The 21,637-nt window shown below is 59.6% G+C and carries 24 protein-coding genes, 2 tRNA genes and 1 pseudogene; 10 read left to right on the plus strand and 17 right to left on the minus strand.

All coding sequences use genetic code 11. The annotated features are described in order from the left end of the window. Window positions 1-83: 83 nt before the first annotated feature. Window positions 84-710: pseudogene (locus J3R84_RS07085) on the plus strand (GGDEF domain-containing protein); the annotation flags it as partial. Between the two features lie 314 nt (window positions 711-1,024). Here J3R84_RS07085 and J3R84_RS07090 read toward each other — a convergent pair. Continuing rightward, a complete protein-coding gene (locus tag J3R84_RS07090; protein WP_025429639.1) occupies window positions 1,025-2,203 on the minus strand; it encodes an IS110 family RNA-guided transposase in 1,179 nt (392 codons plus the stop codon). A gap of 74 nt (window positions 2,204-2,277) precedes the next feature. Between J3R84_RS07090 and J3R84_RS07095 the strand changes: the two genes are divergently transcribed. After that, window positions 2,278-2,901, plus strand: a complete 624-nt coding sequence (locus J3R84_RS07095; protein WP_207932892.1) for a GGDEF domain-containing protein — start codon at window positions 2,278-2,280, stop codon at window positions 2,899-2,901. Between the two features lie 15 nt (window positions 2,902-2,916). Here J3R84_RS07095 and J3R84_RS07100 read toward each other — a convergent pair whose 3' ends face one another. After that, entirely contained in the window at window positions 2,917-3,378 is a 462-nt protein-coding gene (locus J3R84_RS07100) for an Lrp/AsnC family transcriptional regulator (protein WP_025427034.1), read from the minus strand. Between the two features lie 155 nt (window positions 3,379-3,533). Between J3R84_RS07100 and ald the strand changes: the two genes are divergently transcribed. Next, the gene (ald, locus tag J3R84_RS07105) at window positions 3,534-4,652 is read left to right on the plus strand and encodes an alanine dehydrogenase (protein ID WP_025427035.1); all 1,119 of its coding nucleotides are present in this window, start codon (window positions 3,534-3,536) and stop codon (window positions 4,650-4,652) included. Between the two features lie 40 nt (window positions 4,653-4,692). On the opposite strand, the gene J3R84_RS07110 is transcribed toward ald, so the two are convergent. The 5 genes from J3R84_RS07110 to J3R84_RS07130 all read right to left on the minus strand — a co-directional run bounded on the left by J3R84_RS07110 (window position 4,693) and on the right by J3R84_RS07130 (window position 8,488). Continuing rightward, on the minus strand, window positions 4,693-5,160 hold the full coding sequence (locus J3R84_RS07110; protein WP_025427036.1) for a DUF1203 domain-containing protein: 468 nt from the start codon (window positions 5,158-5,160) through the stop codon (window positions 4,693-4,695). A 91-nt stretch (window positions 5,161-5,251) separates the two neighbouring features. After that, a complete protein-coding gene (locus J3R84_RS07115) occupies window positions 5,252-5,815 on the minus strand; it encodes a GNAT family N-acetyltransferase (RefSeq protein WP_025427037.1) in 564 nt (187 codons plus the stop codon). A 4-nt stretch (window positions 5,816-5,819) separates the two neighbouring features. Then, entirely contained in the window at window positions 5,820-6,674 is an 855-nt protein-coding gene (gene sseA, locus J3R84_RS07120; protein WP_025427038.1) for a 3-mercaptopyruvate sulfurtransferase, read from the minus strand. Window positions 6,675-6,689: 15 nt separating this feature from the next. After that, on the minus strand, window positions 6,690-7,439 hold the full coding sequence (locus J3R84_RS07125; protein ID WP_025427039.1) for an alanyl-tRNA editing protein: 750 nt from the start codon (window positions 7,437-7,439) through the stop codon (window positions 6,690-6,692). Between the two features lie 8 nt (window positions 7,440-7,447). Continuing rightward, complete coding sequence (locus J3R84_RS07130) at window positions 7,448-8,488, minus strand: cysteine synthase A (protein WP_025427040.1); 1,041 nt, start codon at window positions 8,486-8,488, stop codon at window positions 7,448-7,450. 324 nt (window positions 8,489-8,812) lie between these two features. Here J3R84_RS07130 and J3R84_RS07135 point away from each other — a divergent pair, with 324 nt between their 5' ends. Beyond that, window positions 8,813-9,655, plus strand: a complete 843-nt coding sequence (locus J3R84_RS07135) for an SDR family NAD(P)-dependent oxidoreductase (protein WP_025427041.1) — start codon at window positions 8,813-8,815, stop codon at window positions 9,653-9,655. Here the strand turns inward: J3R84_RS07135 and J3R84_RS07140 are convergent. From J3R84_RS07140 to J3R84_RS07160, 5 genes are all read right to left on the minus strand, one after another. Beyond that, complete coding sequence (locus J3R84_RS07140) at window positions 9,643-9,969, minus strand: SMR family transporter (protein ID WP_025427042.1); 327 nt, start codon at window positions 9,967-9,969, stop codon at window positions 9,643-9,645. The two genes, J3R84_RS07135 and J3R84_RS07140, sit on opposite strands and share 13 nt — an antisense overlap. Beyond that, window positions 9,956-10,327, minus strand: coding sequence for an SMR family transporter (locus J3R84_RS07145; protein WP_203530071.1), 372 nt, complete (start codon window positions 10,325-10,327; stop codon window positions 9,956-9,958). The genes J3R84_RS07140 and J3R84_RS07145 overlap by 14 nt, the downstream gene beginning before the upstream one ends. A gap of 184 nt (window positions 10,328-10,511) precedes the next feature. Then, a complete protein-coding gene (locus tag J3R84_RS07150; RefSeq protein ID WP_203530070.1) occupies window positions 10,512-11,765 on the minus strand; it encodes an SAM-dependent methyltransferase in 1,254 nt (417 codons plus the stop codon). Between the two features lie 106 nt (window positions 11,766-11,871). Further along, window positions 11,872-13,314, minus strand: coding sequence for a cryptochrome/photolyase family protein (locus tag J3R84_RS07155; RefSeq protein ID WP_025427045.1), 1,443 nt, complete (start codon window positions 13,312-13,314; stop codon window positions 11,872-11,874). Window positions 13,315-13,415: 101 nt separating this feature from the next. Next, window positions 13,416-13,490, minus strand: a tRNA-Asn gene (locus tag J3R84_RS07160). A 150-nt stretch (window positions 13,491-13,640) separates the two neighbouring features. Here J3R84_RS07160 and J3R84_RS07165 point away from each other — a divergent pair. From J3R84_RS07165 to J3R84_RS07175, 3 genes are all read left to right on the plus strand, one after another. After that, window positions 13,641-13,934, plus strand: a complete 294-nt coding sequence (locus J3R84_RS07165; RefSeq protein ID WP_025427046.1) for a hypothetical protein — start codon at window positions 13,641-13,643, stop codon at window positions 13,932-13,934. Window positions 13,935-14,175: 241 nt separating this feature from the next. Then, entirely contained in the window at window positions 14,176-14,877 is a 702-nt protein-coding gene (locus J3R84_RS07170) for a thermonuclease family protein (protein ID WP_025427047.1), read from the plus strand. A 670-nt stretch (window positions 14,878-15,547) separates the two neighbouring features. Continuing rightward, window positions 15,548-15,621: transfer RNA gene (locus J3R84_RS07175), tRNA-Cys, on the plus strand. A gap of 301 nt (window positions 15,622-15,922) precedes the next feature. On the opposite strand, the gene J3R84_RS07180 is transcribed toward J3R84_RS07175, so the two are convergent. Further along, complete coding sequence (locus J3R84_RS07180) at window positions 15,923-16,354, minus strand: GFA family protein (protein ID WP_025427049.1); 432 nt, start codon at window positions 16,352-16,354, stop codon at window positions 15,923-15,925. A gap of 435 nt (window positions 16,355-16,789) precedes the next feature. Here J3R84_RS07180 and J3R84_RS07185 point away from each other — a divergent pair, with 435 nt between their 5' ends. Both J3R84_RS07185 and J3R84_RS07190 read left to right on the plus strand, forming a co-directional pair. Then, entirely contained in the window at window positions 16,790-16,936 is a 147-nt protein-coding gene (locus J3R84_RS07185) for a hypothetical protein (RefSeq protein WP_025427050.1), read from the plus strand. Window positions 16,937-17,578: 642 nt separating this feature from the next. After that, entirely contained in the window at window positions 17,579-17,911 is a 333-nt protein-coding gene (locus J3R84_RS07190) for a hypothetical protein (protein WP_025427051.1), read from the plus strand. Between the two features lie 219 nt (window positions 17,912-18,130). Here J3R84_RS07190 and lexA read toward each other — a convergent pair whose 3' ends face one another. After that, window positions 18,131-18,847, minus strand: coding sequence for a transcriptional repressor LexA (gene lexA, locus J3R84_RS07195; protein WP_025427052.1), 717 nt, complete (start codon window positions 18,845-18,847; stop codon window positions 18,131-18,133). 180 nt (window positions 18,848-19,027) lie between these two features. Between lexA and J3R84_RS07200 the strand changes: the two genes are divergently transcribed. Beyond that, complete coding sequence (locus J3R84_RS07200) at window positions 19,028-19,267, plus strand: hypothetical protein (protein ID WP_025427053.1); 240 nt, start codon at window positions 19,028-19,030, stop codon at window positions 19,265-19,267. Window positions 19,268-19,325: 58 nt separating this feature from the next. Here J3R84_RS07200 and J3R84_RS07205 read toward each other — a convergent pair whose 3' ends face one another. The 3 genes from J3R84_RS07205 to J3R84_RS07215 all read right to left on the minus strand — a co-directional run bounded on the left by J3R84_RS07205 (window position 19,326) and on the right by J3R84_RS07215 (window position 21,591). Next, entirely contained in the window at window positions 19,326-19,613 is a 288-nt protein-coding gene (locus J3R84_RS07205; protein WP_025427054.1) for a hypothetical protein, read from the minus strand. A gap of 497 nt (window positions 19,614-20,110) precedes the next feature. Next, the gene (locus J3R84_RS07210) at window positions 20,111-20,254 is read right to left on the minus strand and encodes a hypothetical protein (RefSeq protein ID WP_164474927.1); all 144 of its coding nucleotides are present in this window, start codon (window positions 20,252-20,254) and stop codon (window positions 20,111-20,113) included. Between the two features lie 269 nt (window positions 20,255-20,523). Next, window positions 20,524-21,591 (minus strand): IS110 family RNA-guided transposase, encoded by a 1,068-nt coding sequence (locus J3R84_RS07215; protein ID WP_025428410.1) that lies wholly within the window; start codon window positions 21,589-21,591, stop codon window positions 20,524-20,526. Between the last annotated feature and the right edge of the window lie 46 nt (window positions 21,592-21,637).

Below are 21,637 nucleotides of genomic sequence, written 5' to 3' on the forward strand. Positions count from 1 at the left end.
GGTCCGTCTGCAACCGAGCTAAAGTTTTCTTTAAGCTTTCCACCTAACGGTTTGTCTGGCGAAACCGGAACCTTTTCAACAGCATGCCCAACGCCAATCTCATTATTTTCGTCGGCGAAGCACTGGTCTACGTCACGGCGATGATCTGGTTGTTGCAGCTTCGTGCCCGGCTGGGTCTCGGCGTTTTTGTCGCGGCCCTGGGCGTGATGCATTTCATCGAAACCTATCTGGCGGCGGTCTTTTACGTGCAATTGCCGTTCGGGATCGTCTCTCCGGGATCGGTCGTGCTTTTCTCCGGCAAGCTGATGATCATCCTCTTGCTTTACGTGAAGGAGGATGCCGCGACCGTCCGTCAGCCGATCTATGGTCTGCTCGCGGGAAACTTGCTCACGGTCATCCTCAGCCTGCTGCTGCGCCAGCACGAGACTGTTTCGATTGTTCCGGGCCGTTCGGCCGACATCGCCTTCATCGATGAAATGGGCGGGCTGATGGTGTGGGGGACGTTGGTTCTCTACCTCGATACGCTCCTGATCATCCTGCTCTACGAGCGTCTCGGCAAATGGTTGCGCCGCTTCGTAACCGTCCGCTTCCTGATCTGCGGTGTCGTGATCCTGAGCTTCGATCAATTGGCATTTTACGCGGCTCTGCACTGGCTGAACGATGCGCCTATGGAGGTGCTGTGGGGCGGATGGATCGCGAAAATGCTGGCCGCGACTCACATGGGGAACTTCGGGTCAAGAACTTTTAAAGGTCCATCGCATGTTTCCTTCGGTCGCTCTTTCGGCATCCAAGGCTGAGCCTGTTCGCGTGAACGGGCCTGTTTCCATTGCCGGTTCAAACTCACATTCGGTCGCCGCGCCGAGCGGCTGCACCATCATTCCGCTTGCGTTGCGGCAAAGGCTCAGGAGGACGAGACCATTCTTAGTAGCGGCGTTTGAAGCCATGTCGCGGATCGGTTCGTCCCCCTGGATCCGCCAGGATTGATCGCTCCTGGAAGATTAGAGAATGTGGCTTGTGTGCATTGTCAGGCCGTCTTTAACACCGCGCCCTCGATGACAACGCCGGCGATCACATATTTCCATAGAGCAACCAACAATTTGCGTGCCAGCGCCACGATCGCGCTCTTCTTCGCGCGCCCACCGCTGGATTGCACGCGGGCCGTAAACCACTGGCTCAACGCTGATTGCGGCTGATGGCGCAACCACAACCACGACAGTTGGATCATCGTGGTACGCAGGCGCGGGTTGCCCGCCTTCGAGACGCCTTGCTCGTGATCGATGGTTCCACTCTGCCAGGGTGTCGGTGCCAGCCCCGCGTACGCAGCAACCTGTCGCCGGTTGTCAAAATGGCGAAACAGCCCTTCGGTCCAGAGAACAGCCGCGAATTCCAGACCAATGCCTTTGACTTCGCACAACATCGCCCCAGTTGGGATCAGCGTTGCCGCCACGCTGTTCTTTTGCGCCGCCAGGAGCGTATCGCGCTCGTTCTCCACCGCTGTAATTTGCTCTAGCAACAATTCAAGGCGATCAAGTTCACGGCTTATTTGAGTTTTGAGGTGGGTCGGCAAAGGACGGCCATCACCCGTGTGAAGCTCGTCCAGTTGCTTGCGCCGGTTCTTGCGCAGCGGCTCGTAACCACTTATGCCCTGACCGAAGAGCAGGCCTTTAATGCGATTGACATGTTTGACGCGCTCGGCGATCAGAACCTTGCGCTCCCGGCAAAGGCGACGGCGATCTTCTTCCTCGGGGCTTGGCGCATTGACCATGGCGCACACCCGTGGCTCTCCGCGTTTGAAGGCCAACAGCGCTCGGACCAGCGCCTCACCATCCAATTTGTCCGTCTTCGCTCGCCGGCGCCTGCGCGAGGTTGCTATCGAGGCTGGATCGACGACGTAACTTTCTATCCCGTTCGCCTTCAGCACACGATCGATCCAGAAGCCGTCAAGCCCGGCTTCCTGAATGCTCACGATCGGAACCTGATTGCCCGTACGAGATCGCACCTTCTCCTGGAGCTGAGTAAAACGACCCAGCAATGCCGTCACATCGCCGCCAACCACAGAGTGCTTCGACATCTTCTCGCCGTTTCCCGGCGACAACGATGTGATCAGCCAGGTTGAGCGAGAGAGTTCCAACGACACGAAAATTGCGGCAAGATCAGTGCGGATAGCGGTCGGCGAATGCGGTTGGGAAGTTCCAGCTTCCATGACGGCGTCTCCTATGAGGTGAGTGCGTTATTGCAGCCTCACTCTGCCAGAGCGCCGGCCGCTATTCACTCCCCATGGAATCTTTCTACGCCATCGCTATCGGCCTCTATCTCAATGTTTCGCGCCATCCGTTCCTGGCGATGTCGGACCGGCCTCTCGGCGACATCTTCAACGATCTGACTTTCCGCGAACGCTATGAAGACCTGCTTTCACGGTCCGGCCAGGACACGCTGACGGGATGTCTCGACCGCAGCCGCTTCGATATCGAAGGGCCGCAGATGCTGCGCGCTGCCGTAGCCTCAAAAGCTGCGGTCAGTCTGTTGATCATCGACGTCGATCACTTCAAGGGCGTCAACGATCGCTTCGGCCACCAGGAGGGTGACCGCATCCTGCAGAAGCTTGTGGAAGTGATGAAAGCACGCTTGCGCCAGGGAGATCGGCTCTTTCGTTATGGCGGTGAAGAGTTCGTCGTGCTGTGCCCGGGATTGTCGCATGCCGATGCGCTGAGGCATGCCGAGACCATCCGGCTAGCGGTGTCCGCTGGTGTTTTCACCCCCGATGGCAAAGCCGTGACCGTCAGCATCGGATTGTCGTCCACGCCTGACGATGGTGTCGCGATTGCGCATCTGCTGTCTGAGGCTGATCTCAGGCTCTATTCAGCGAAAGCGCGTGGTCGCGATTGCGTCGTCGGCCGCTAACGCTATCGCAGCTCGTTATATGCCGACGTTCGGCCGGTCGATCACTTCCCGCAAGGAAAAGCTCGAGTTGATCTTGACCACATGGGGCAGGGCGGAAAGCCAGTCTCGGTGGATGCGTTCGTAGTCCTGCAGGTCCTTGGCCGCGACCCGCAGAATGTAGTCGTATTCGCCCGACATCAGGTAACAGACGAGAACATTGGGGCAGAGCTTTACCGCTGCCTCGAACTCGGCCAGCGTCTTGGCGAACTGCCCGGACAGGGAAATATGCACGATCACCATGATCTGGTAGTCGAGCGCCTTGTGGGCGAGGCGGGCGTGGTAGCCGCTGATGGTGCCTGATTTCTCCAGGATATCGACCCGGCGCGAACAGGCCGATGGCGACAGCCCTACCTTGGCCGCCAGATCGGCGTTCGAAATCCTGCCGTTCTGCTGAAGAATGCGCAGAATCGCATGATCGATGGCATCAAGTTCACTCATTCGCGATTTCCACCAATAGCTCGGACAATGACGCAATATTCTTCGAAATTGATGCCTCCGCGGAGACATCTTTGCAAGGACATTCGTTTCGCCGCGTGTTTTGCTGAGGGCGTGTCAATGAGGCAAAATTGCCCACAACAGGAGAGGAACGCGCGATGCGTGTCGGTTGCCCGAAGGAAATCAAAAACCATGAATACCGAGTCGGCCTGACCCCCGGGTCGGTACGTGAATATGTCGCTCACGGCCACGAGGTTATCATTGAAACCAAGGCAGGAGCGGGGATCGGCGCGGATGACGATACCTACCGTGCCGCTGGCGCGAAGATAGTCGCGACGGCAAAGGATGTGTTCGAAAAATCGGACATGATCGTCAAGGTCAAGGAGCCGCAGCCTTCCGAATGGGCACAGCTGCGCGAGGGCCAAATTCTCTATACCTACCTGCATCTCGCGCCGGATCCGGAACAGACCAAGGGTCTGCTCAATTCGGGCGTCACGGCCATCGCCTATGAAACCGTCACGGACGAGCGCGGCGGCTTGCCGCTTCTGGCGCCGATGTCGGAAGTCGCGGGTCGCCTGGCCATTCAGGCCGGTGCGACATCGCTGCAGAAGGCCAACGGTGGCCGCGGCATTCTGCTCGGCGGTGTGCCCGGTGTGCTTCCCGCCAAGGTCGCGATTATCGGCGGCGGCGTCGTCGGCCTCCATGCCGCCAGAATGGCAGCTGGACTTGGCGCTGATGTCAGCATCCTCGATCGCTCTATTCCTCGTCTGCGCCAGCTCGACGACATCTTCGGGGGTCGTATACACACGCGCTACTCCACCATCGATGCCCTCGAGGATGAGGTTTTCTCTGCCGATCTGGTCATCGGAGCCGTTCTCATTCCAGGCGCTGCCGCACCTAAGCTTGTGACGCGGGAAATGCTGACCGGGATGAAGAAGGGTGCCGTCATCGTCGATGTCGCCATCGACCAGGGCGGCTGCTTCGAGACATCGCACGCGACCACCCATTCGGACCCGACTTACGAGGTCGACGGGATCGTCCACTATTGCGTCGCGAATATGCCTGGCGCCGTCCCGGTGACTTCAGCCCATGCGCTCAACAACGCCACGCTGCACTACGGTCTGCAACTGGCTGATCGTGGTCTGAAGGCAGTCGCGGAAGATCGGCACCTGCGTGCCGGTCTCAACGTTCACCGCGGACGGGTGACCAACGCCCCCGTTGCCGAGGCACTCGGTTACGACGCCTACGCGCCGGAAGCGGTGCTCAACGTCGCCTGAACCCTAACGAAGTCGGTCCGGCCATGGCCGGACCGACGCTTCAGGGGCGCTCTATCCTGCATTGATAACAATTGTTCTTGGCCGATCGGACATGCACACTTGCGACCTCAGGCATGGAGAGCAGAGCTTCAGCGCGAGATTCGAGCTGCTCGGCGGGAACCACGCCGCCGGTCCCATAGATGATGCGCTCATTGCTGCCGTAGCCGCGCAGCAGATAGTCTTTGCTCGACGTCAGGATGGGCGGCCGAACTTCGTCGCTATATGCCGGGCATTCGTCGGCATGCATGAAAACCGGACCGGTCTCGGCATAGGGCTGCAGCGACGTAAAAGGCCGCAGCGCGAAGATCAGATAGGTGTCGCCGGCATCGACGTTGCCAAGGCAATGCCGACAGGGAACGCCGTCGCCATCGGATATCTGGCGTTCCGGCGGGTTGCCATAAGCATCGTTGCCACCCTGTCTTAGGCGCTCGGCCTGATCGGTGGACATCGGTATGTAGCGCAGGGCCATCGTGCATCTCCAGATCAATAGGGATCATTTGATGCGCACTGTGCCCCGCCTGGTGCGGCGGCGACACCCGAAACTTGCGGCCGTGCGGACGTCAGAGATTCTTAGCGAAGGCCAGCAGTTCTTCGTCCGTCAGCGGCTCGATGGTCGCTTCGCGGGTGGCGACGGGCGAGAAGCCGAATTGCTGATAGAGCTGGAGCGCCCGTGGGTGGTCGAGATTGTTGGTCGTGACCGTAACCTTGCTCGGGTTCAAGGTCCACGCAGCAAACAGCGTTTGCAGCAGGAACCATTTGCCGAGGCCAAGCCCGAGCGCGTGCTCCATCAAGCCGAAATGCGTCAGCTCGACGACGTTGTCATCGGCCTGGTGAAGCTCGAAGAAGCCGGCAGGTGCGCCGTTGACATAGAGCACGGTAACGCTCGTGCGTTTGTCGGCGAGTAGCGCAGCCAGCTTTTCGTCGCTCATGCGGATGCGATCGGCCCAGTGCCAGCGTTTGCCAACCCGCAGATAGAGGAACCGATAGTAATTCAGCGGGATGTCGGACACGCGCAGGATTGCCGTCTGGATGTTGACCGGCATCGGCAAGCTCTGCTTGGGCGGTGCCGTCATTTCCAGTTCGGTGACGTGGGCAGTCAGTGAGGCGAGCTTGGGAGGGCGCATGATGTCACTCGCTGCCGGTCACAACGGAGGTATCCGCGCGGCCACCCCATTCGGACCAGGAGCCGTCGTAAAGCGTATTGTCGGTGTGGCCGAGGGATTGCAGCGCCAGCGTGATGATGGCTGCCGTGACGCCTGAGCCGCAGGTTGTCACCACGGGCTTGGAAAGGTCGACGCCCGCCTCGGCAAATGTCTTGCGCAGCGTGTCGAGATCTTTGAACTTGCCGTTCTCGGAAAAGGTGGTGGAAGGCAGGCTGTGCGCGCCCGGCATGTGGCCGGAGCGCATTCCGGCACGCGGCTCTGGCTCTTCGCCGAGGAAGCGCCCGGCGCCCCGCGCATCGGCAATTTGGACCTTGCCTGATTGCACGATGTCCTTCATGCGCTCAAGCGAGGTTACCGCCGAAGGCGTGAAAGTAACGTTGAACGTGACGGGCGTGGGCGAGGGAACGTCCGTCGTCACCGGGCGTCCGTCCTTCTTCCAGCCGTCCATGCCGCCATCGAGCACATAGACGTCCTTTGCGCCCATGATGCGCAGCATCCACCACACGCGCGGCGCGGTCATGATGCCCGGGCCGTCATAGACGACGATCGTATCGGTCTCGCTGACACCGAGCGCACCAACGGCCGTGGCGAAGGCTTCCGGCGTCGGCAGCGTATGCGGCAGTCCGCTCGTGTGATCGGCGATCGCATCCTGGTCGAAGAACACGGCACCGGGAATGTGGCCCACGTCGTACTCCGCTTTCGGGTCTCTGTTCTGGGCTGGCAGATACCAGGCGGCATCGAGAATGCGAATGGTGGGATTGTTGAGCCGCTGCTGCAACCAGTCCGGAGAAACGACGTAAGCGCTTTTGTTGTTGGTCATGGTCGTATCTCCTGTTCAGATTGTCTGGCGGTCGTCTGCCGTGCCGAAGCGGATGCGGAAACGGCGGTTTTCCTTGCCCTTCTTCTCGATCTTGGCGATGTGGATCGCGCCGACTTCCTGGGTTTCCGACACATGTGTACCGCCGCAGGGCTGGCTGTCGATCGCCGAGTTTTCACCGATGCAGACAAGGCTGACGCGACCAAGCCCGACGGGCGGGCGTACATTCTTGGATTTGACGATACCGGGGTTGGCTGCGAGTTCCTCGTCGGTGATCCACTGCAGATAGACCGGGTGGTTCTCGTCGACGAGCTTCCTCAGCGCTGCCGTCACCTCGTCCTTATCGATCGTTTCGCTCATGTCGAAATCGACCCGGCTTTCATCTTCGCCTACGGCTGCGCCCGTGATCGGGAAGGGACAAACGACGGAGAGCAGATGGCAAGCCGTGTGCATGCGCATCAGCCGGTAGCGGCGCGGCCAGTCGATATGCACGACCAGCTTCTCGCCGATATCAGGCGCTGGCTGTCCTTCCGCCGGGACATGGATGATGATGTCCTTCGTCGCGCCATGACGGGCAACGGCAACGTCGATGCGGCTGCCGTCGCTGCGCTCCAGGAAGCCGCTATCGCCCGGCTGTCCGCCTGACGTGGCGTAGAAGCAGGTCTGATCAAGCTCGATCCCGCCATCCTCCAGAATTCCGGTGACACTTGCTTCGCAAGTCGAGAGATAGAAATCTTCGCGGAAGAGGGCAGTCACGGTCTTTGTCATCGCAAATCTTATCCGACTGATTCGTATGGAACGGTGATGCTTGAGGGGCCCTTCAACCAGGCCGGAACAGGCAGGCCCTTCGAGGCCAGGAAGTCCGGGTTGAAGAGTTTCGATTGATAGCGGTTACCATAGTCGCAAAGGATCGTCACGATCGTATGTCCCGGACCGAGCTCCTTGGCGAGCCGGACGGCGCCGGCAATATTGATGCCCGTTGATCCGCCGACGCAAATGCCTTCGCGTTCGATCAGGTCGAAGACCAGCGGCACGGCCTCGGCATCGGAGATCTGGTAGGAAAAGTCTGGACTGAAGCCTTCGAGGTTGGCGGTGATGCGGCCCTGGCCGATGCCCTCGGTGATGGAGCTTCCGCTCGCCTTCAACTCCCCGTGCGCGTAGTAATTGTAGAGCGCCGCACCATCAGGGTCGGCAAGGCCGATCTTGATCGCAGGGTTCTTGGCGCGCAGGCCCTCTGCAACGCCCGCAAGCGTACCGCCGGAGCCGACAGAGCAGATGAAGCCGTCGACCTTGCCGTCCGTATCGCGCCAGATTTCAGGCGCCGTGGTGGCGACATGGGCGTCACGATTGGCGACATTGTCGAACTGGTTTGCCCAGATGGCGCCGTTCGGTTCGGTCTTTGCGAGTTCAGCGGCCAGGCGACCGGAGATCTTCACGTAGTTGTTCGGGTTCTTGTACGGCACAGCCGGCACTTCGACGAGCTCTGCTCCAAGAAGACGCAGCGCATCCTTCTTTTCCTGGCTCTGGGTTTCCGGAATGACGATGACGGTCCGATAGCCGAGTGCCTGCCCGACGAGGGCAAGGCCAATGCCGGTATTGCCGGCAGTCCCTTCGACGATCACGCCCCCCGGCTTCAACTGCCCGGCCTTCTCCGCCTCCCGGATGATCCAGAGCGCGGCGCGATCCTTCACCGACTGTCCCGGATTGAGAAACTCCGCCTTGCCGAGGATCGTGCAGCCGGTTGCCTCGGATACGGATTTCAGCCGGATCAGGGGCGTGTTGCCGATTGCTTCAAGAACGGACGGAAGAATGGCCATTTGCAGAACCTCGTGCTTGAGAACGGCCGCTGAAGCGAGCCGCGTTACCGAAGAAAAACGCCGAGTGGCCGGCGAACGTTGAGAACGACACCGGATCGCCGAAATATTGGCGTGTTTTCGGCTCAGCCTGTTTCCCAGGCAAGAAATAGCGTTTCACCGCTGCCCTGTCCCGAACAAAAAACGTCTTCGAGGGGAAAGCTTAGGGTCGAGGCCGCTCTGGGTGCGCGCCGGATATTGGAGGGGGATTGGTCTGGGCCGGGCGTGTCATTCGCCGGCCCCTTGAGTTGAGCGTGCACCGGGCGGGTGCGTGCCGAGGTATGGGCAATGAGTATGCACAAGACGAATTCCGAGCATGGGTTGGCATGGGTAACGGGAGCGAGTTCGGGAATAGGCCGAGCGCTGGCATTGCGGCTGGTGCGAGACGGCTATTCGGTGGTCGTCACCTCCAGAAATCACGAAAAACTGGTGGCCCTGCAACAGGAAGCTGCCGCCGACGGCCGCATCATCGTTCTCGATGGCGATGTCACCGACCCTCAGGATATGGAACGTGTGTTGGCATCGATCGAATATGATCACGGCGACCTGTCTCTGGCCGTGTTCAATGCGGGGGTGACAATCCCGGTGAGGGGCGACGATCTGCATCGCGACGCTTTTGAGCGGAGCTTTGCGGTCAATGTGAACGGTGTCGTCAATTGTCTGCTGCCGGCAGTGGCCCACATGAAGGCAAGGGGGCAGGGCCACATCGCCATCGTGTCGGGGGCTGCAGGTTATGGCGGTTTGCCGGGCAACGCCGCCCATGGCGCCACGAAGGCGGCCCTGATCAATCTGGCCGAGAGCTTGAAGCTCGATCTGGACCGGATCGGCATTCGCCTGCAGTTGATCAATCCGGGGCCTGTCGACACGACCGGTTCGCCGCGGCTTGGATTTGCAAGGTCCGGCATGGTCAGTGCAGACGAGGCCGCTCAGCACGTCGTCGAGGGCCTGAAGTCGAAGCATTTCGAAGTCAGCTTCCCGAAGCGCTCTATCACTATCGCAAAGTTGTCACGCCTGCTGCCATATGGTGCCTACTTCGCGCTCGTTGACCGGCTGACCCGGCAAGGCGCGACGCCGCCAAAAGCGACGAACACCCGCACGAGCGCCAAGGGGCGGCCACATCAGGCCGTGTGAAGCACCAGTACTGCGCCGAAGATCAGGGCGAGGCCGACCCAGCCGATCGGCTTGAGCTTCTGGCCGAAGAGCAGGCGGCCGCAAATGGCCGTGCCGAAAATCCCGGTCGCGCCGAGAACCGCGTAGGCGATCGCAAGTTCCATGCCCTTGACCGCTTCGGCAAGGAAGGCAAAGGCGGCGAGCACGAGAACGATGGAAAGCGCGCCCCAGCCGCGGCGCGCGAAGCCATTCGATTTGGTCGAAGCGAGATTGGCAGCGATGTCGAGGATGCCGGCGATGACGGCAAAGACGAAATAGAGACTAGGTGCGCTCATCGATGGCTCCCTCCGTGGCCGGAGCGTCCTCTTCGCGGTGTTCGCCTGCATTGACGAGCAGGATACCGGCCACCGCCATCGACAGGCCCAGCATTTCCCGGCCGGTCAGCACATGGCCGAACACGAACACCGAAACGAGCGTAATGATCGCGACCCCGGACCCCTCCCAGATGGCATAGGCAACGCCGACGGAAATGGTCTTCACGGCCTTTGCCAGGAAGACGTAGGAAAGCGCAATGGAGACATACATCACTACGTGGCCGAGATAGGAGCCCTTGGCGGATGCGGCCTTCATCGCCGTCAGGCCCGCCACCTCAGTCGCGATGGCGAGCGCCAGGAAAAACCATGCAAGCCGCATGAGGAACCTTCAAGAAAAGATCTGGATCGGTTGCCTCATAGGCGTTGTCGGACGATCGGTAAAGCCTACTGCATGTTTCCTTAAATCCTATTCGATTTAAGGATAAAAACTTGCAGCCATTCAAAGTGCTACAGCGACCTTTGCGCGTCTAATAAGACGCGCGGCGCTGTAGCGGCGGCGAGCCTCATTCGAAGACGATCTGACGGACATCGATGTTGCGGGCGCGGAAACCGGCTTCGCAGTAGTAGAAATAGAACTCCCACAGGCGCTTGAAGCGCAGATCGAAACCGAGCGGCTCGATCCGGCTCCACACCGACCAGAAGCGCTGCCGCCACTCGCCGAGCGTTCGGGCGTAGTCGCCACCGAAGCCGAAATCGTTGATCATTCGCAGACCGACGTTGCGCCCGAGATCGACCAGATGCTCGCGCGTCGGCAGCATGCCGCCGGGGAAAACGTACTTTTGGATGAAGTCCGGATTGGAGCGGTACTCCTCGTAGGCTTCCGGCTTGATCGTGATGATCTGCAGGCCGGCCTTGCCGCCGGGTTTCAGGCAGCGCTTCAGCTGCGAGAAATAGGTCGACCAGAATTTTTCCCCGACCGCCTCGAACATTTCGATCGAGACGATTCGGTCATAGAGGCCCTTCTCCTCGCGATAGTCCTGGAATTTCAGCTCGACGCGGTCGGCGACGCCGGCCCTGTGCATGCGTTCCCGGGCAAACGCGAGTTGTTCGCGACTGATGGTCAGGCCGGTGACCTTGCAGCCGATCTCGGTCGCCGCAAATTCTGCAAAACCGCCCCAGCCGCAGCCGATCTCAAGCACATGGTCACCGGGCCGTAGATTCGTCGCCTCGGCCAGTGCCCGGTATTTGGCAGTCTGGGCCGACTGCAGATCGTTGGCGCCGCTAGCGTAAAGTGCCGACGAATAGGTCATGCTCGGATCGAGCCATTCACGGTAGAAGGCGTTGCCGAGGTCGTAGTGGGCAGAGATATTGCGCTGTGCGCCCGTCCTGGTGTTGGCATTGCGCCAGTGGAGGATTTTTTCCACCAGCCGCATCAACCCGCGCGCCCGGTTAGGGAATCTGTTGCCGATGTCTGCGTTGACAAGGAAAAGCTCGAGAAAGGCGCCGACATCGGGGCTGTCCCAATCGCCGTCTATATAACTTTCCGCGGCGCCGATGGTGCCACCGGTGATTGCCCGGTGCGGAAGATTCCAGTTGTGAAGTGTCACGGCGGCGCATGGCCCCGGCACCTTTCCCTTGACCAGCAGCCGCTGACCGTTGGGCAAAGCGAGCGCCAGCGCGCCGGCCTCAAGGTGAACGAGGCCGCGCAGGACCATCTGGGCCTTGAGCGGAAAGTCCTTCAGCACCTGCGAGAGATTTTCAGTCGAAAGGTGCTCGGCGTTGTCGAATTCGGCAAAGCAGGCTTCTGTATCATGCATAAACCACCCTCCGGCAATCGTTGCATCCGTAACGTGAGCCTAGCGATAATCCTGCGAGAGGCCAACCATGGATTTGTACCGGTGGCGGCGCGGTTGTAGCGATTTTTTAGGTTCTGATTTCCTGAAACGCGGCCAACGCGCGGTCGCGCGCGAAGGCGTGGTCGACGATGGGGGTGGGGTAGGAGACTCCAAGCTCGATGCCGGCGGCAGCCAGTACTGCCGAGGGGGCCGAGAATGGTCGATGGATATAACGCGCCTCGAGATCAGCGAGCTCCGGAACGAAACGCTTCACATAAAGCCCCTCCGGATCGAATTTCTCGCCCTGGAGCACCGGGTTGAAAATGCGGAAGAAAGGCGAGGCATCGGCGCCGGACCCCGCCACCCATTGCCAGCTTGCTGCGTTCGAGGCCGGATCTGCATCGACCAGCGTGTCGCGGAACCACGCCTCTCCGCGTCGCCAGTCGATCAGCAGGTCCTTGATCAGGAAGGAGGCGACGATCATCCTGACGCGATTGTGCATGTAGCCGTGGCGCCAGAGCTGCCGCATGCCGGCGTCGACAATCGGATAGCCGGTCAGGCCCCTTGTCCAGCGGTGGAACTGTTCGTCATTGTCCAGCCAGCGAAAGCCATCAAAACGACGATCGAGGTTTTGACGGCCGAGATCCGGATTGTGAAACAGCAGATTGTAGGAGAACTCGCGCCAGGCGAGTTCCTTGCGGAAAGTGACGACATCGTCCACCGGCGTTTCCGTCAGGCCACGCGTGACCTGCCAGATCTGCGCCGGAGAGATTTCGCCGAAGGCAAGATGCGCAGAGAGCATGGACGTACCTTGCGCTGCAGGGACGTCCCGCTCAGCCTTGTAGCCGGCAAGGGCATGTTCAACGAATTTGTGCAGGCGTTCGGCAGCGGCCTGCTCGCCCGGCGTCCAGATTTCGGCGAACGTCGATGCCCAGTCCGGCCGCGTCGGCAAGAGCTTCCACCGTTCAAGCTCCTCGGATGCCGGCCACCTCACAGGCGCTCTGATCATTTCCGGCGTCTCAATCGGCGCCGCCGGCTCGCCGCTGGCCTCAAGCGCACGCCAGAACGGCGTGAACACGCGATAAGGGCCGCCACCCTTCGTGAGGAGCCGTGTCGGCTCATGCAACAGTTGCCCTGCAAAGCTGCTGACGGTGAAGCCGCGTTCAACGAGCGCTTTCTTCAACGGCGCATCGGTTCCTATTCCGCTCGGGTCGTAGCGGCGATTCCAGAACACGGTCGTCGCGCCCGATTCCCGCGCTATCTCGGCGATCACATCCAACGGCGCACCGGTCCGCAGGATAAAGTCGGAGCCGTGTGCCCGCAGCGATGCCCGCAATGCCTGGAGCGAATGGTGCAGCCACCAACGCTGCGCGCCACCAAGCGGCCCATTGCCGCTTTCCTCCGGTTCATTGATGTAGATCGGAATCACCGGTCCACCCGTCTGCGCCGCGGTGGCAAGTGCCTGATTGTCTTGAAGGCGCAAATCTCGACGAAACCAGACCAGAATCGGCGTTGTGGGATTTGCGCTCATGACATTCCCGGGGGCGAGGAAGGAGGAAGGCGTCGCCGGCACCATAGCCGCAAAATGAAAAAGAGCCATTCGGGCGTTACCGCGAATGGCTCTTTAAAAACTGGCTCCCCGGGCCGGATTCGAACCGGCGACCTGTCGATTAACAGTCGAATGCTCTACCGCTGAGCTACCAGGGATCATCTGCGCGGCGTGTCCTGCAGAAGTGAGGCTGCTAATACAAATGCTTTTCCGATTTGCCAAGCTGTTTTTTTAAAAAAAGTGAGAAGTTTTGTTGCGAGCCTGTGGAGAAGCCCCCAATTGTGGGAAAGGCAGCCGGATAGGGAATGATGCATAAAAACAGAAAACAGACGCATTTCGGCATAGACCCGCACACACGGCAGATCGTGCTTGGCAAATGGCGCCTGAGGCTGCCGGAATCACCACTGCTGCGCATGCTGGTTGGCGGGCTGCTGATATTCGGCGGCTTTCTCGGCTTTCTGCCCGTGCTCGGATTCTGGATGGTGCCCTTGGGCTTACTCATCCTCTCGCACGATATTCCTTCAGTACGCCGCCGCCGCCGAAGGTTCGCAGTCTGGTGGGCGCGCCGACGCAACGGGACGGGGTCTTCGAAGGAACGATGATTCTTTCGCGAGGGCGATCCTCGCTTCGACAGGGCGCCACAAGCTCACGCTACACGGAAGCCGAGCCTATTCGGCTCCTTCGTCGGCGACGATGTGGCGGCGGCTCCAATCGAATAAAAGTCATGGACCGCCGCGTCCTCCCGACCGACTTGTGCGCAAACTCCCGCATTCGGGCTGTCGTTGAAAACCATTCGGCAACGGATCGGCAGCATAATGCCGCCCGGATTAAGGATGGGGCGGAATGGCTAAGACCACGACAAGCCGCGGGCGTCGCCGCGGCAGCCGGACAAAGAAAAAGGGCGGAATGCTGCCCTGGTATCTCGCCGCGGTGCTGACAGTCGGCGGCGTTGTTGCGTACGACCACCGTGGACAGTTGCGGGATCTGCCGGGCGTTTCGGATGTGTTCGCATCGGCGCCCAAGTCGACATCCACATCCAGGTCGGACGATCGGCCGAAGGCGCAGGCCCGTGTCGCCATGCCCTCGGCTACGCACAAGACGAAGCCTGTCGACGGACCGATACCCGCAGTCAATGTCGGGTTGGCCGCACCGACACCCGTCGAGCGCCCGATCGCGCAGCCCACGGCCGTCGAGCCCCAGGCGAATCAGTTCTATTTCTGCGGTACCCGCAACGACAATTGCGTCGTCGACGGCGGAACATTCCGCTACCAGGGCGAGGAGATCCGTGTCGCCGACGTCGATGCACCGCGAATCAAGCAGGCGAGTTGCGATAGCGAACGTGCCCGCGGCTTCTACGCCAAGCAGCGATTGCGCGAGTTGCTGAACGCCGGCGAGTTCAGGCTGATCGAGGCCATCGGCAGGAGCGACGACAAGAACAGCGAAAAGCTGCGCGTGGTGATGCGCGACGGCCGCTCTCTCGGCGCCGTGCTCGTATCGGAGGGCTTGGTTCGGCCCTGGAAGGGACAGCCCAAGCCCTGGTGTTAGACGGTGCTCGGCGTCATCAGAGAGAATGATGAGGGCCGGAAGCGTGTAGCCGTCTAAGTTATCCACCGAGCGCGATATCAATACCGATTATCAACCCCAGAGCCGATAGTGCCAGAAAGAACACAACAAGAGAGCTTGCTAGAAGCAGCTTGATGGGATTGGCTCGGAAATCTGCCTTAAGGTTCGGGAAAATTGGCGACATGTCCAATCGGCCGGTCACCGCGAGCTGGAATAGACGCCAGATTGCGACCGCAATGCACATTCCACAGAAAACTACCGTCAGTATGAGCTTGGGTAGATGATCAACTCTGGATTCAACGTCCAATTCCCTGAAGAATCTTGGTGCAAGGTAGCTTTACCGTGAAACGGTGTACAAGGTAGCAGCGCCCCGCGACGTCGGAAGAAGGGTTGGACGGAAGATTCGGGCCGTCTGTCGAAATGGTAAATCCATCCAATTGCCTCGTGTCGGACGCTGCCGTATAGCGCCCGCCGCCTGTCGTCGAAGGGGTTCGCGGCGATCCGTTATGGGGCCGGATCGGTAAGCCTGTGGAAGAGTTGGAGAAAGATGGAATTTCAGAAATGCCTGAGGACGTTTTTCAGAAATCCCCTCTTGCGCTCTTTCTATATTCATTCTAAACGCTCGCCACGACTTGATAATCTCAGTCGATGAGGCCTCGTGGCGGAGTGGTGACGCAGAGGACTGCAAATCCTTGTACCCCGGTTCAATTCCGGGCGAGGCCTCCAAAGCCACCCCTAAGTAGTTGAATTAGTTTCGCTATTTGGACTGCAGGATTTCATCTGCTGCCACACATTCCTCTTGGTGTGGCAATTGGTTCCCGTTATCTCCCTCTTCGACGTTCGATCCAAGCAGCAGATTGCCGATTCCATCCCCATTGCTTCTGGCAACACTCTGCCTCGTCAAGCGCGCCCGTTCGCGTTCCGCGAGTAGATCTTCGACGTCTTGGCGGCGCAACGAACGCCCCCCTCATTCAGGGTGCAGCAGTTTGAACGGCTGCGGCCGGCGTCCTGCCAGCCGCGCCTGTCGTCACTCCGCCGGGATAAACTTGAGCGTTCCTGCGAGCCTTGGGCCGGTCGATCCCTTCGTGTCCATCGGGTGGTTGATGCCGTCGTTCACCGGTAGCTCCTCGAAATCGAATGGGCTTATGCCTTCAAGGCACGCGGCGTTGACGCCGTAGAAATCCGGGTTCGCGCGCGGCTTGTGGAATGTGTAGATGCCGCACTTCGAGCAGAAGTAATGCTCTGCAGCCTTCGTGTTGAACTGATATTTGGTGAGTGCCTCGCCGCCGGAGAGAACCGTGACCCCGTCCTTGGCGGCAGAGACGGCAACCGCGCCCTTCAACTGGCAATAGGAGCAAGTGCAACGGCGGGCGGTGCGGAGGCCGCTCTTCAGTTTCACATTGAAGCGAACCGTTCCGCAGTGGCAGGCTCCGTCAAGGTTCTGAACATCGAGATTCATCCAATCATCCATCTGATTTTGAAGCGCATTTGATGAGCTTTCTTATGAGGTGGGTTGCTTGTGCTCAAGCGCATTCGGGGGCAGTCTCAATCCAGAGGACCGCACTCCCGTTGAGGCCGTTCGTTGTAGGGCCATCAGCCGATTGGGCTCAGGCGCGGGGTACGAGGCGTCTCGTCGCGCATCGGGCACATATTCAGACCAAGTGCCCGATACGTGCGCCAGCACGCTTTCGTGCTCCACGTCGGGGACGTTCCGCGGCCCGAGCCGATGCGTCGCAAGAGCGCTCGGCCAACGGATCGTGCGGAGAAAAAGCCTACGGCCGTTCGCATCCGTCCTGCATCATCCGCGCGAGGAGCGAACAGTCCGCGTCGCACCGTTGCCTTTCTTGGGTACGAACCTAGTTACCCATACCGTACCCAAGCGAGGAATTGCTGAATGAACCGTAATGGGCTCTATCTGATCATTGCCATGCTCGCCGTCGCCGTCATTGGTCTCGGCGCCTATGTCTACCGCGAGGAAACAAAACCGACCGGCGTAGAGATCAAGATTGGCCAGGACGGGGTTTCCGTTCAGGAGAATTGAGCGCCATCGGCCACACGCTCAACAGGTTTGGCAGCGGCGAATGCCGCTGGCGGTCGACGCCCCACGCGAGGTTCAAGGCGAACGCAGATCCGAAGGCGGTCGAAATACCGGCCATCGGTGGCGTAAGCGGCCGCGTGCTCGTTGCGAGCGTCAACGAAAGTGTGACGTAGATAGGGCGGCGAGCGCGTGATTCAGCCCCTCGCACGATGAAAGCAACAAGTCACCCAGCGCCTGCGCGATTGGCTAAAGCGGTTCTCCGTCAATAGCAGCCCGATTGTCGAATGTGAAACGCTGTGCGTGCCTGCGCAAAGGACATGCTGCCGGCACGCAGGTACGGTTTTCGGGGGGCAAGGAACATGGGCCAATGCGGCGCGTCCAACACGCGCAGCGAGGCTGCCCGCATCGCAGCCAACCACTGTTTTCAAAGCGCAATTCGACCGGGCTGCGCTTGCCCGCCAGTTTGCGAACGTCCGCAGTCGCCAACGACATGGCCTTGCGAGGACGCGCCCCGAAATGGTGATTCGGTCACTATTGTCAGTGCTGAAAATATTGTCTCTAGACAGAACTGGGAATGAATATCCCAACAGCGCGACCCGTATAGGTAGTGTCAAACAAAGCCAACAATGGAGGAAAAGACATAAAATGAAATATAAGATCGCCCTGACTGCTCTTGCCATTCTTGCCGTAACGACGGCCACCGCAAGCGCTGAGGATCTCGTCTTTCAGCTTAAGAACAAGACGAATGCCGTTTTGACGAACTTCTACACATCGCCGGTCGGTGTTGATCAGTGGGAAGACGACGTCTTCGGGCGGCAGGTGCTTAATCCGGGCGAAAGCATGGAAATTACCATCGCCGACGGACGTGATGTCTGCAAATACGACATGCGCTTTGAATTCGAAGAAGGTTCCGGTCTCGACACGACTGAAGACAAGCAGGATCTCTGCGAGTTGGGCGAGTACTCGATTCACGAGTAAAATCCGTCGAGCGTGAAAAACACTCGATCCGAAAATCTCCGTCTCGCTACCCTATGTGGCGAGACGTTGAAGTAAGAGAGCGGCTGGCCGGCATGAAGGCGGCTAGAGCGTTTCCGGTTTAAACGGAGTCACTAGGCGCTCTATCTATTTGTTTTTACGCATTTCCTGGCGGAAAACCGCTCCGCACTTTTCCTCGAATTGCGCTGGCGTGAGACGGGCTTAGTGGTAGCGGCGGATCAAGCCGACGAGCTTGCCCTGAATCTTGACCCGGTCAGGCCCGAAGATGCGCGTCTCATAGGCCGGGTTGGCGGCCTCTAGAGCAATTGAAGCGCCCTTGCGCCGGAAGCGTTTCAACGTTGCTTCCTCGTCATCGACTAGTGCCACGATGATATCGCCGGGATTGGCCGTGGTGGCATTGCGGATGATCACCGTATCGCCATCGAAAATGCCGGCCTCGATCATCGAATCACCCTTCACTTCAAGGGCGTAGTGCTCGCCGCTGCCGATCATATCGAGCGGCACGGTAATGTCGTGGGTGTTGTTCTGTATCGCCGAGATCGGCACGCCGGCGGCAATGCGGCCCATCACTGGAACCGACACGGAGCTGTTGTCGGCAACCGGCAGCGTTTTCGCCGCGGGGGCAGGGGCGGGCGGTTTGCCAAGGCTACCCTCGATGACGCTCGGCGAAAACCCGCGACGGGGCTGCGCGCTCGCAGCATAGGCTTCCGGCAGTTTGATGACTTCGAGCGCTCGGGCGCGGTTGGGAAGCCGGCGTATGAAGCCGCGTTCCTCGAGCGCTGTGATCAGCCGGTGAATGCCCGACTTGGATGCCAGGTCGAGTGCATCCTTCATCTCGTCGAAGGACGGCGGTACACCGGACTCCTTCATTCGTTCATGGATGAAAAGAAGCAATTCCTGTTGCTTGCGGGTCAGCATGGCAAGTCGCTCCAGAGGCGTGAAACAAATCAAGAACAGACACTATCTGTTCCATATGTGTTCCGCAAGTGCCTAAAATTCTGTGAATGTTGGTTCAATCAAGCGCAGATTGACCAACTCGTCGCTGCACGCGCCGCGCGAGGCTGATATGCCTCCTTCCGTTTATGGAATGAGGGTTTAATGACGAAGCTGATTCAAATCTTGCTGACCATCGTTGTCGCCGCGACCGCGATCCTTGGGTTTCGCTGGTATCAATACGTGGATAACAAGCAGAGCCCGTTTGACGAAGTTGGTATCGCGTTGAATGCGGCGATGCCCGGGCCGCTCAATCAATGGGGTTGTGACCGGCTGAAGCTGACATTTGGCAACGGACACCCGCCGCACGGTTGCGCCGCGGCCGATGGGACGCAGTGGAAATAGCCTGCCATCAAGGGATCAGCAGAAATATCGATGGGCGATCTGCTAGAGGAGGCCTGAATCAGGCCGGCTGCGTCGCGGAGCAGGCGTCCTCGAATTCCTTGACGGTTTCCGCGGAGTTGTCCTCCGGCAGCACAGCGTCGGCCGCTTCGGTCGCGACCGGCGTGTCGCCTTGATAGACGAAGGACTGGATGTAGTAGGCGATCGTTCCCTTCCAAACGTTCCGGCCGTCTATCTGCTGGCAGGGCACGGCCGTTTCGAAGTCGGCTTGCAGGTCGTCGACCGTGGCAGCGCTGAGGGCGATGTTAGGCGATGCGATAATCGAGGCGATAAGCAAGGCTGCAAGCACGGTGAACGTCCACTAGATCAGAGGTGGCGGCGATGGTTTGGTTAACGATGTGAACCGTGCTTTCGTTCCGAAGTCCAGCAAGCATGCCGGGCACTGTGCCGTGTTCAACAGTTCTTTGCGAAAGGCGAGCACTGGTGCTCAAGCTGTGGCAATGAAGGCACAAAGATTGGCGTGAGGTGCGTTGGCGTTTTCGATTTTCCGGCGCCCGCCTCAAAGCGTGGCGCTGGCAGCTGATCAACAATACCCGCCGCAAATGCTTCCGATGATGTTGGACGCCGTAATGGAGTGCGAGTGGCCAGCGGCATCCGCCTGTAGCGATCTTCGCATCTCCAGCCAAATACATACGACGTTCAAACGCGCTACGAAACCGGCATCTGACCGCGGGTGCTCGACCAGTCGCGCCGGGATGTCGCGGAGACGTTGCGCACCCCAGTTCGACTGGCCACTGACGGATATCTCTCTCGTGTCGTTAGTTCGAGAGGTTAAAGCCGACCGTCTTACTTCTTGTCTTTCTTGCCCAGGGAGAAACTGCTGCCGGCCAGCTTCACCTGTGAGCCTTCCGTCACAACGGCGGCTTTGACAGTCTTGTCCTTCTTTGGCTTTCTAACCTCGCGGTTACTTCGCACTTGACCTTTTGCCATGATCGTCTCCAATGAAAGAACACAAGGGGCGAAACGCCTTCGATTGGCGGCTTTTCCTTGGGTTCGGTTGGTTATTGATCGGCATTTTCGCCGATCGGCTAAATCTCTTCCTTCCGCGCGACAGGCATCTGCCGTTCGGTTCTTGAACCAGTCTCCAATGCGTGACCCTGATGCCGTGCTGGCTTCGGTCACAGAGTGGCGTTCGGCTCCCGGCTTCCCATTCTCCTTGAGGAGCGCAGCCCAGTCCTGCCGGGCTCGCTAGACGACAATCAGGACAGCCGGGATATCGTCGACGCGCCTTCCGTGGTGCTGGTGCCGCGCGGCTCGTAAGCGCGCTGGTCACGCAGGATCTGGAAGGCGATCGTCAAAAGCTTGCGCGCGATCGCCACACGCGCCTTGTTGGTTCCTCTGATCTTCAGATGCTCGTACTGGTCATGAAGTTGCGCATCGCTGGCGATGGCGGGGGTGACGGCTTCGACGAAAGCCCAGCGCAGCCACTTGTTGCCCTGCTTGATGATCTTGCCGTGAAAGGTCTTGCCGCCGGAGGAATAGGTCGAGGGCACCAGTCCGGCATAGGCGGCGAGCTTCTTCGGATTGCGAAAGCGGGATACATCGTCAATCTCCGCGTCGATCAGCCGGGCGAAGAACTCGCCGATGCCGGGGATCGTCTTCAACAGCTTGACGTTGGCATTGGCCTTGGTCATCGCCCGGATCGTTGCTTCCGACTGCTTGATCCGCACGTCAATGTCGCCGATGAAGGCGAGGCCACGGTCGATCTGGATGCGGTCGATCTCCGAGACGTTGACTTGCGCCAGCTGGACGCGGCCGGCCTTGCCAAACAGATCCCCGAGCTTCTTCAGCTGTGCCGTCTGCTCCGGATAGCGATCAAACACCGTGACAATGCGGTTCTTCGTCATCGTGCGCAGCCGCACGTAAAACATCCGCTCGCGCAGGGCGACGCGCAGGTCTCTTGCTCGTTCGCTGGGCGCCCAGGCCTCCGGCACCAGGTCGGCCCTGAGCAGATGCGCGAGCACCGTCGCATCGATCTTGTCGGTCTTGATCTTGGCGTCGGCAATCGCCTTGACCTTCAAAGGATGGGCGAGAACGACATCATCGCAAATGTCGTCGAGCCAGTCGTACATCACCATCCAGTTGCGCGTCGCCTCGACCACGGCATGCGAGTTCTCGCGGTAGCGTTCGAGAAACCCACCGAGCGACTGGCGATCGTTCTTCACCCGGCCCGATCTGAGCGTCTTGCCGCTGCTGTCCTGCACCACCAGATGACTATAGGATTTGTGGTAGTCGACGCCGATATGGTAATCATAAGAGGCAGTCATGCTTCCAACTCCCTTGTTGAGATCTTCGAAACCCCAATAAGGTAAG

Origin of the sequence: Ensifer canadensis, from assembly GCF_017488845.2 — a bacterium.
GTDB lineage: Bacteria > Pseudomonadota > Alphaproteobacteria > Rhizobiales > Rhizobiaceae > Ensifer > Ensifer canadensis.

Bases quoted from the DNA above. Each gene is read 5' to 3' on its own strand.
- J3R84_RS07090 (WP_025429639.1), bottom strand. From the start codon at position 2,203: ATGGAAGCTGGAACTTCCCAACCGCATTCGCCGACCGCTATCCGCACT.
- J3R84_RS07095 (WP_207932892.1), top strand. From the start codon at position 2,278: ATGGAATCTTTCTACGCCATCGCTATCGGCCTCTATCTCAATGTTTCG.
- J3R84_RS07100 (WP_025427034.1), bottom strand. From the start codon at position 3,378: ATGAGTGAACTTGATGCCATCGATCATGCGATTCTGCGCATTCTTCAG.
- ald (WP_025427035.1), top strand. From the start codon at position 3,534: ATGCGTGTCGGTTGCCCGAAGGAAATCAAAAACCATGAATACCGAGTC.
- J3R84_RS07110 (WP_025427036.1), bottom strand. From the start codon at position 5,160: ATGGCCCTGCGCTACATACCGATGTCCACCGATCAGGCCGAGCGCCTA.
- J3R84_RS07115 (WP_025427037.1), bottom strand. From the start codon at position 5,815: ATGCGCCCTCCCAAGCTCGCCTCACTGACTGCCCACGTCACCGAACTG.
- sseA (WP_025427038.1), bottom strand. From the start codon at position 6,674: ATGACCAACAACAAAAGCGCTTACGTCGTTTCTCCGGACTGGTTGCAG.
- J3R84_RS07125 (WP_025427039.1), bottom strand. From the start codon at position 7,439: ATGACAAAGACCGTGACTGCCCTCTTCCGCGAAGATTTCTATCTCTCG.
- J3R84_RS07130 (WP_025427040.1), bottom strand. From the start codon at position 8,488: ATGGCCATTCTTCCGTCCGTTCTTGAAGCAATCGGCAACACGCCCCTG.
- J3R84_RS07135 (WP_025427041.1), top strand. From the start codon at position 8,813: ATGAGTATGCACAAGACGAATTCCGAGCATGGGTTGGCATGGGTAACG.
- J3R84_RS07140 (WP_025427042.1), bottom strand. From the start codon at position 9,969: ATGAGCGCACCTAGTCTCTATTTCGTCTTTGCCGTCATCGCCGGCATC.
- J3R84_RS07145 (WP_203530071.1), bottom strand. From the start codon at position 10,327: ATGCGGCTTGCATGGTTTTTCCTGGCGCTCGCCATCGCGACTGAGGTG.
- J3R84_RS07150 (WP_203530070.1), bottom strand. From the start codon at position 11,765: ATGCATGATACAGAAGCCTGCTTTGCCGAATTCGACAACGCCGAGCAC.
- J3R84_RS07155 (WP_025427045.1), bottom strand. From the start codon at position 13,314: ATGAGCGCAAATCCCACAACGCCGATTCTGGTCTGGTTTCGTCGAGAT.
- J3R84_RS07165 (WP_025427046.1), top strand. From the start codon at position 13,641: ATGCATAAAAACAGAAAACAGACGCATTTCGGCATAGACCCGCACACA.
- J3R84_RS07170 (WP_025427047.1), top strand. From the start codon at position 14,176: ATGGCTAAGACCACGACAAGCCGCGGGCGTCGCCGCGGCAGCCGGACA.
- J3R84_RS07180 (WP_025427049.1), bottom strand. From the start codon at position 16,354: ATGAATCTCGATGTTCAGAACCTTGACGGAGCCTGCCACTGCGGAACG.
- J3R84_RS07185 (WP_025427050.1), top strand. From the start codon at position 16,790: ATGAACCGTAATGGGCTCTATCTGATCATTGCCATGCTCGCCGTCGCC.
- J3R84_RS07190 (WP_025427051.1), top strand. From the start codon at position 17,579: ATGAAATATAAGATCGCCCTGACTGCTCTTGCCATTCTTGCCGTAACG.
- lexA (WP_025427052.1), bottom strand. From the start codon at position 18,847: ATGCTGACCCGCAAGCAACAGGAATTGCTTCTTTTCATCCATGAACGA.
- J3R84_RS07200 (WP_025427053.1), top strand. From the start codon at position 19,028: ATGACGAAGCTGATTCAAATCTTGCTGACCATCGTTGTCGCCGCGACC.
- J3R84_RS07210 (WP_164474927.1), bottom strand. From the start codon at position 20,254: ATGGCAAAAGGTCAAGTGCGAAGTAACCGCGAGGTTAGAAAGCCAAAG.
- J3R84_RS07215 (WP_025428410.1), bottom strand. From the start codon at position 21,591: ATGACTGCCTCTTATGATTACCATATCGGCGTCGACTACCACAAATCC.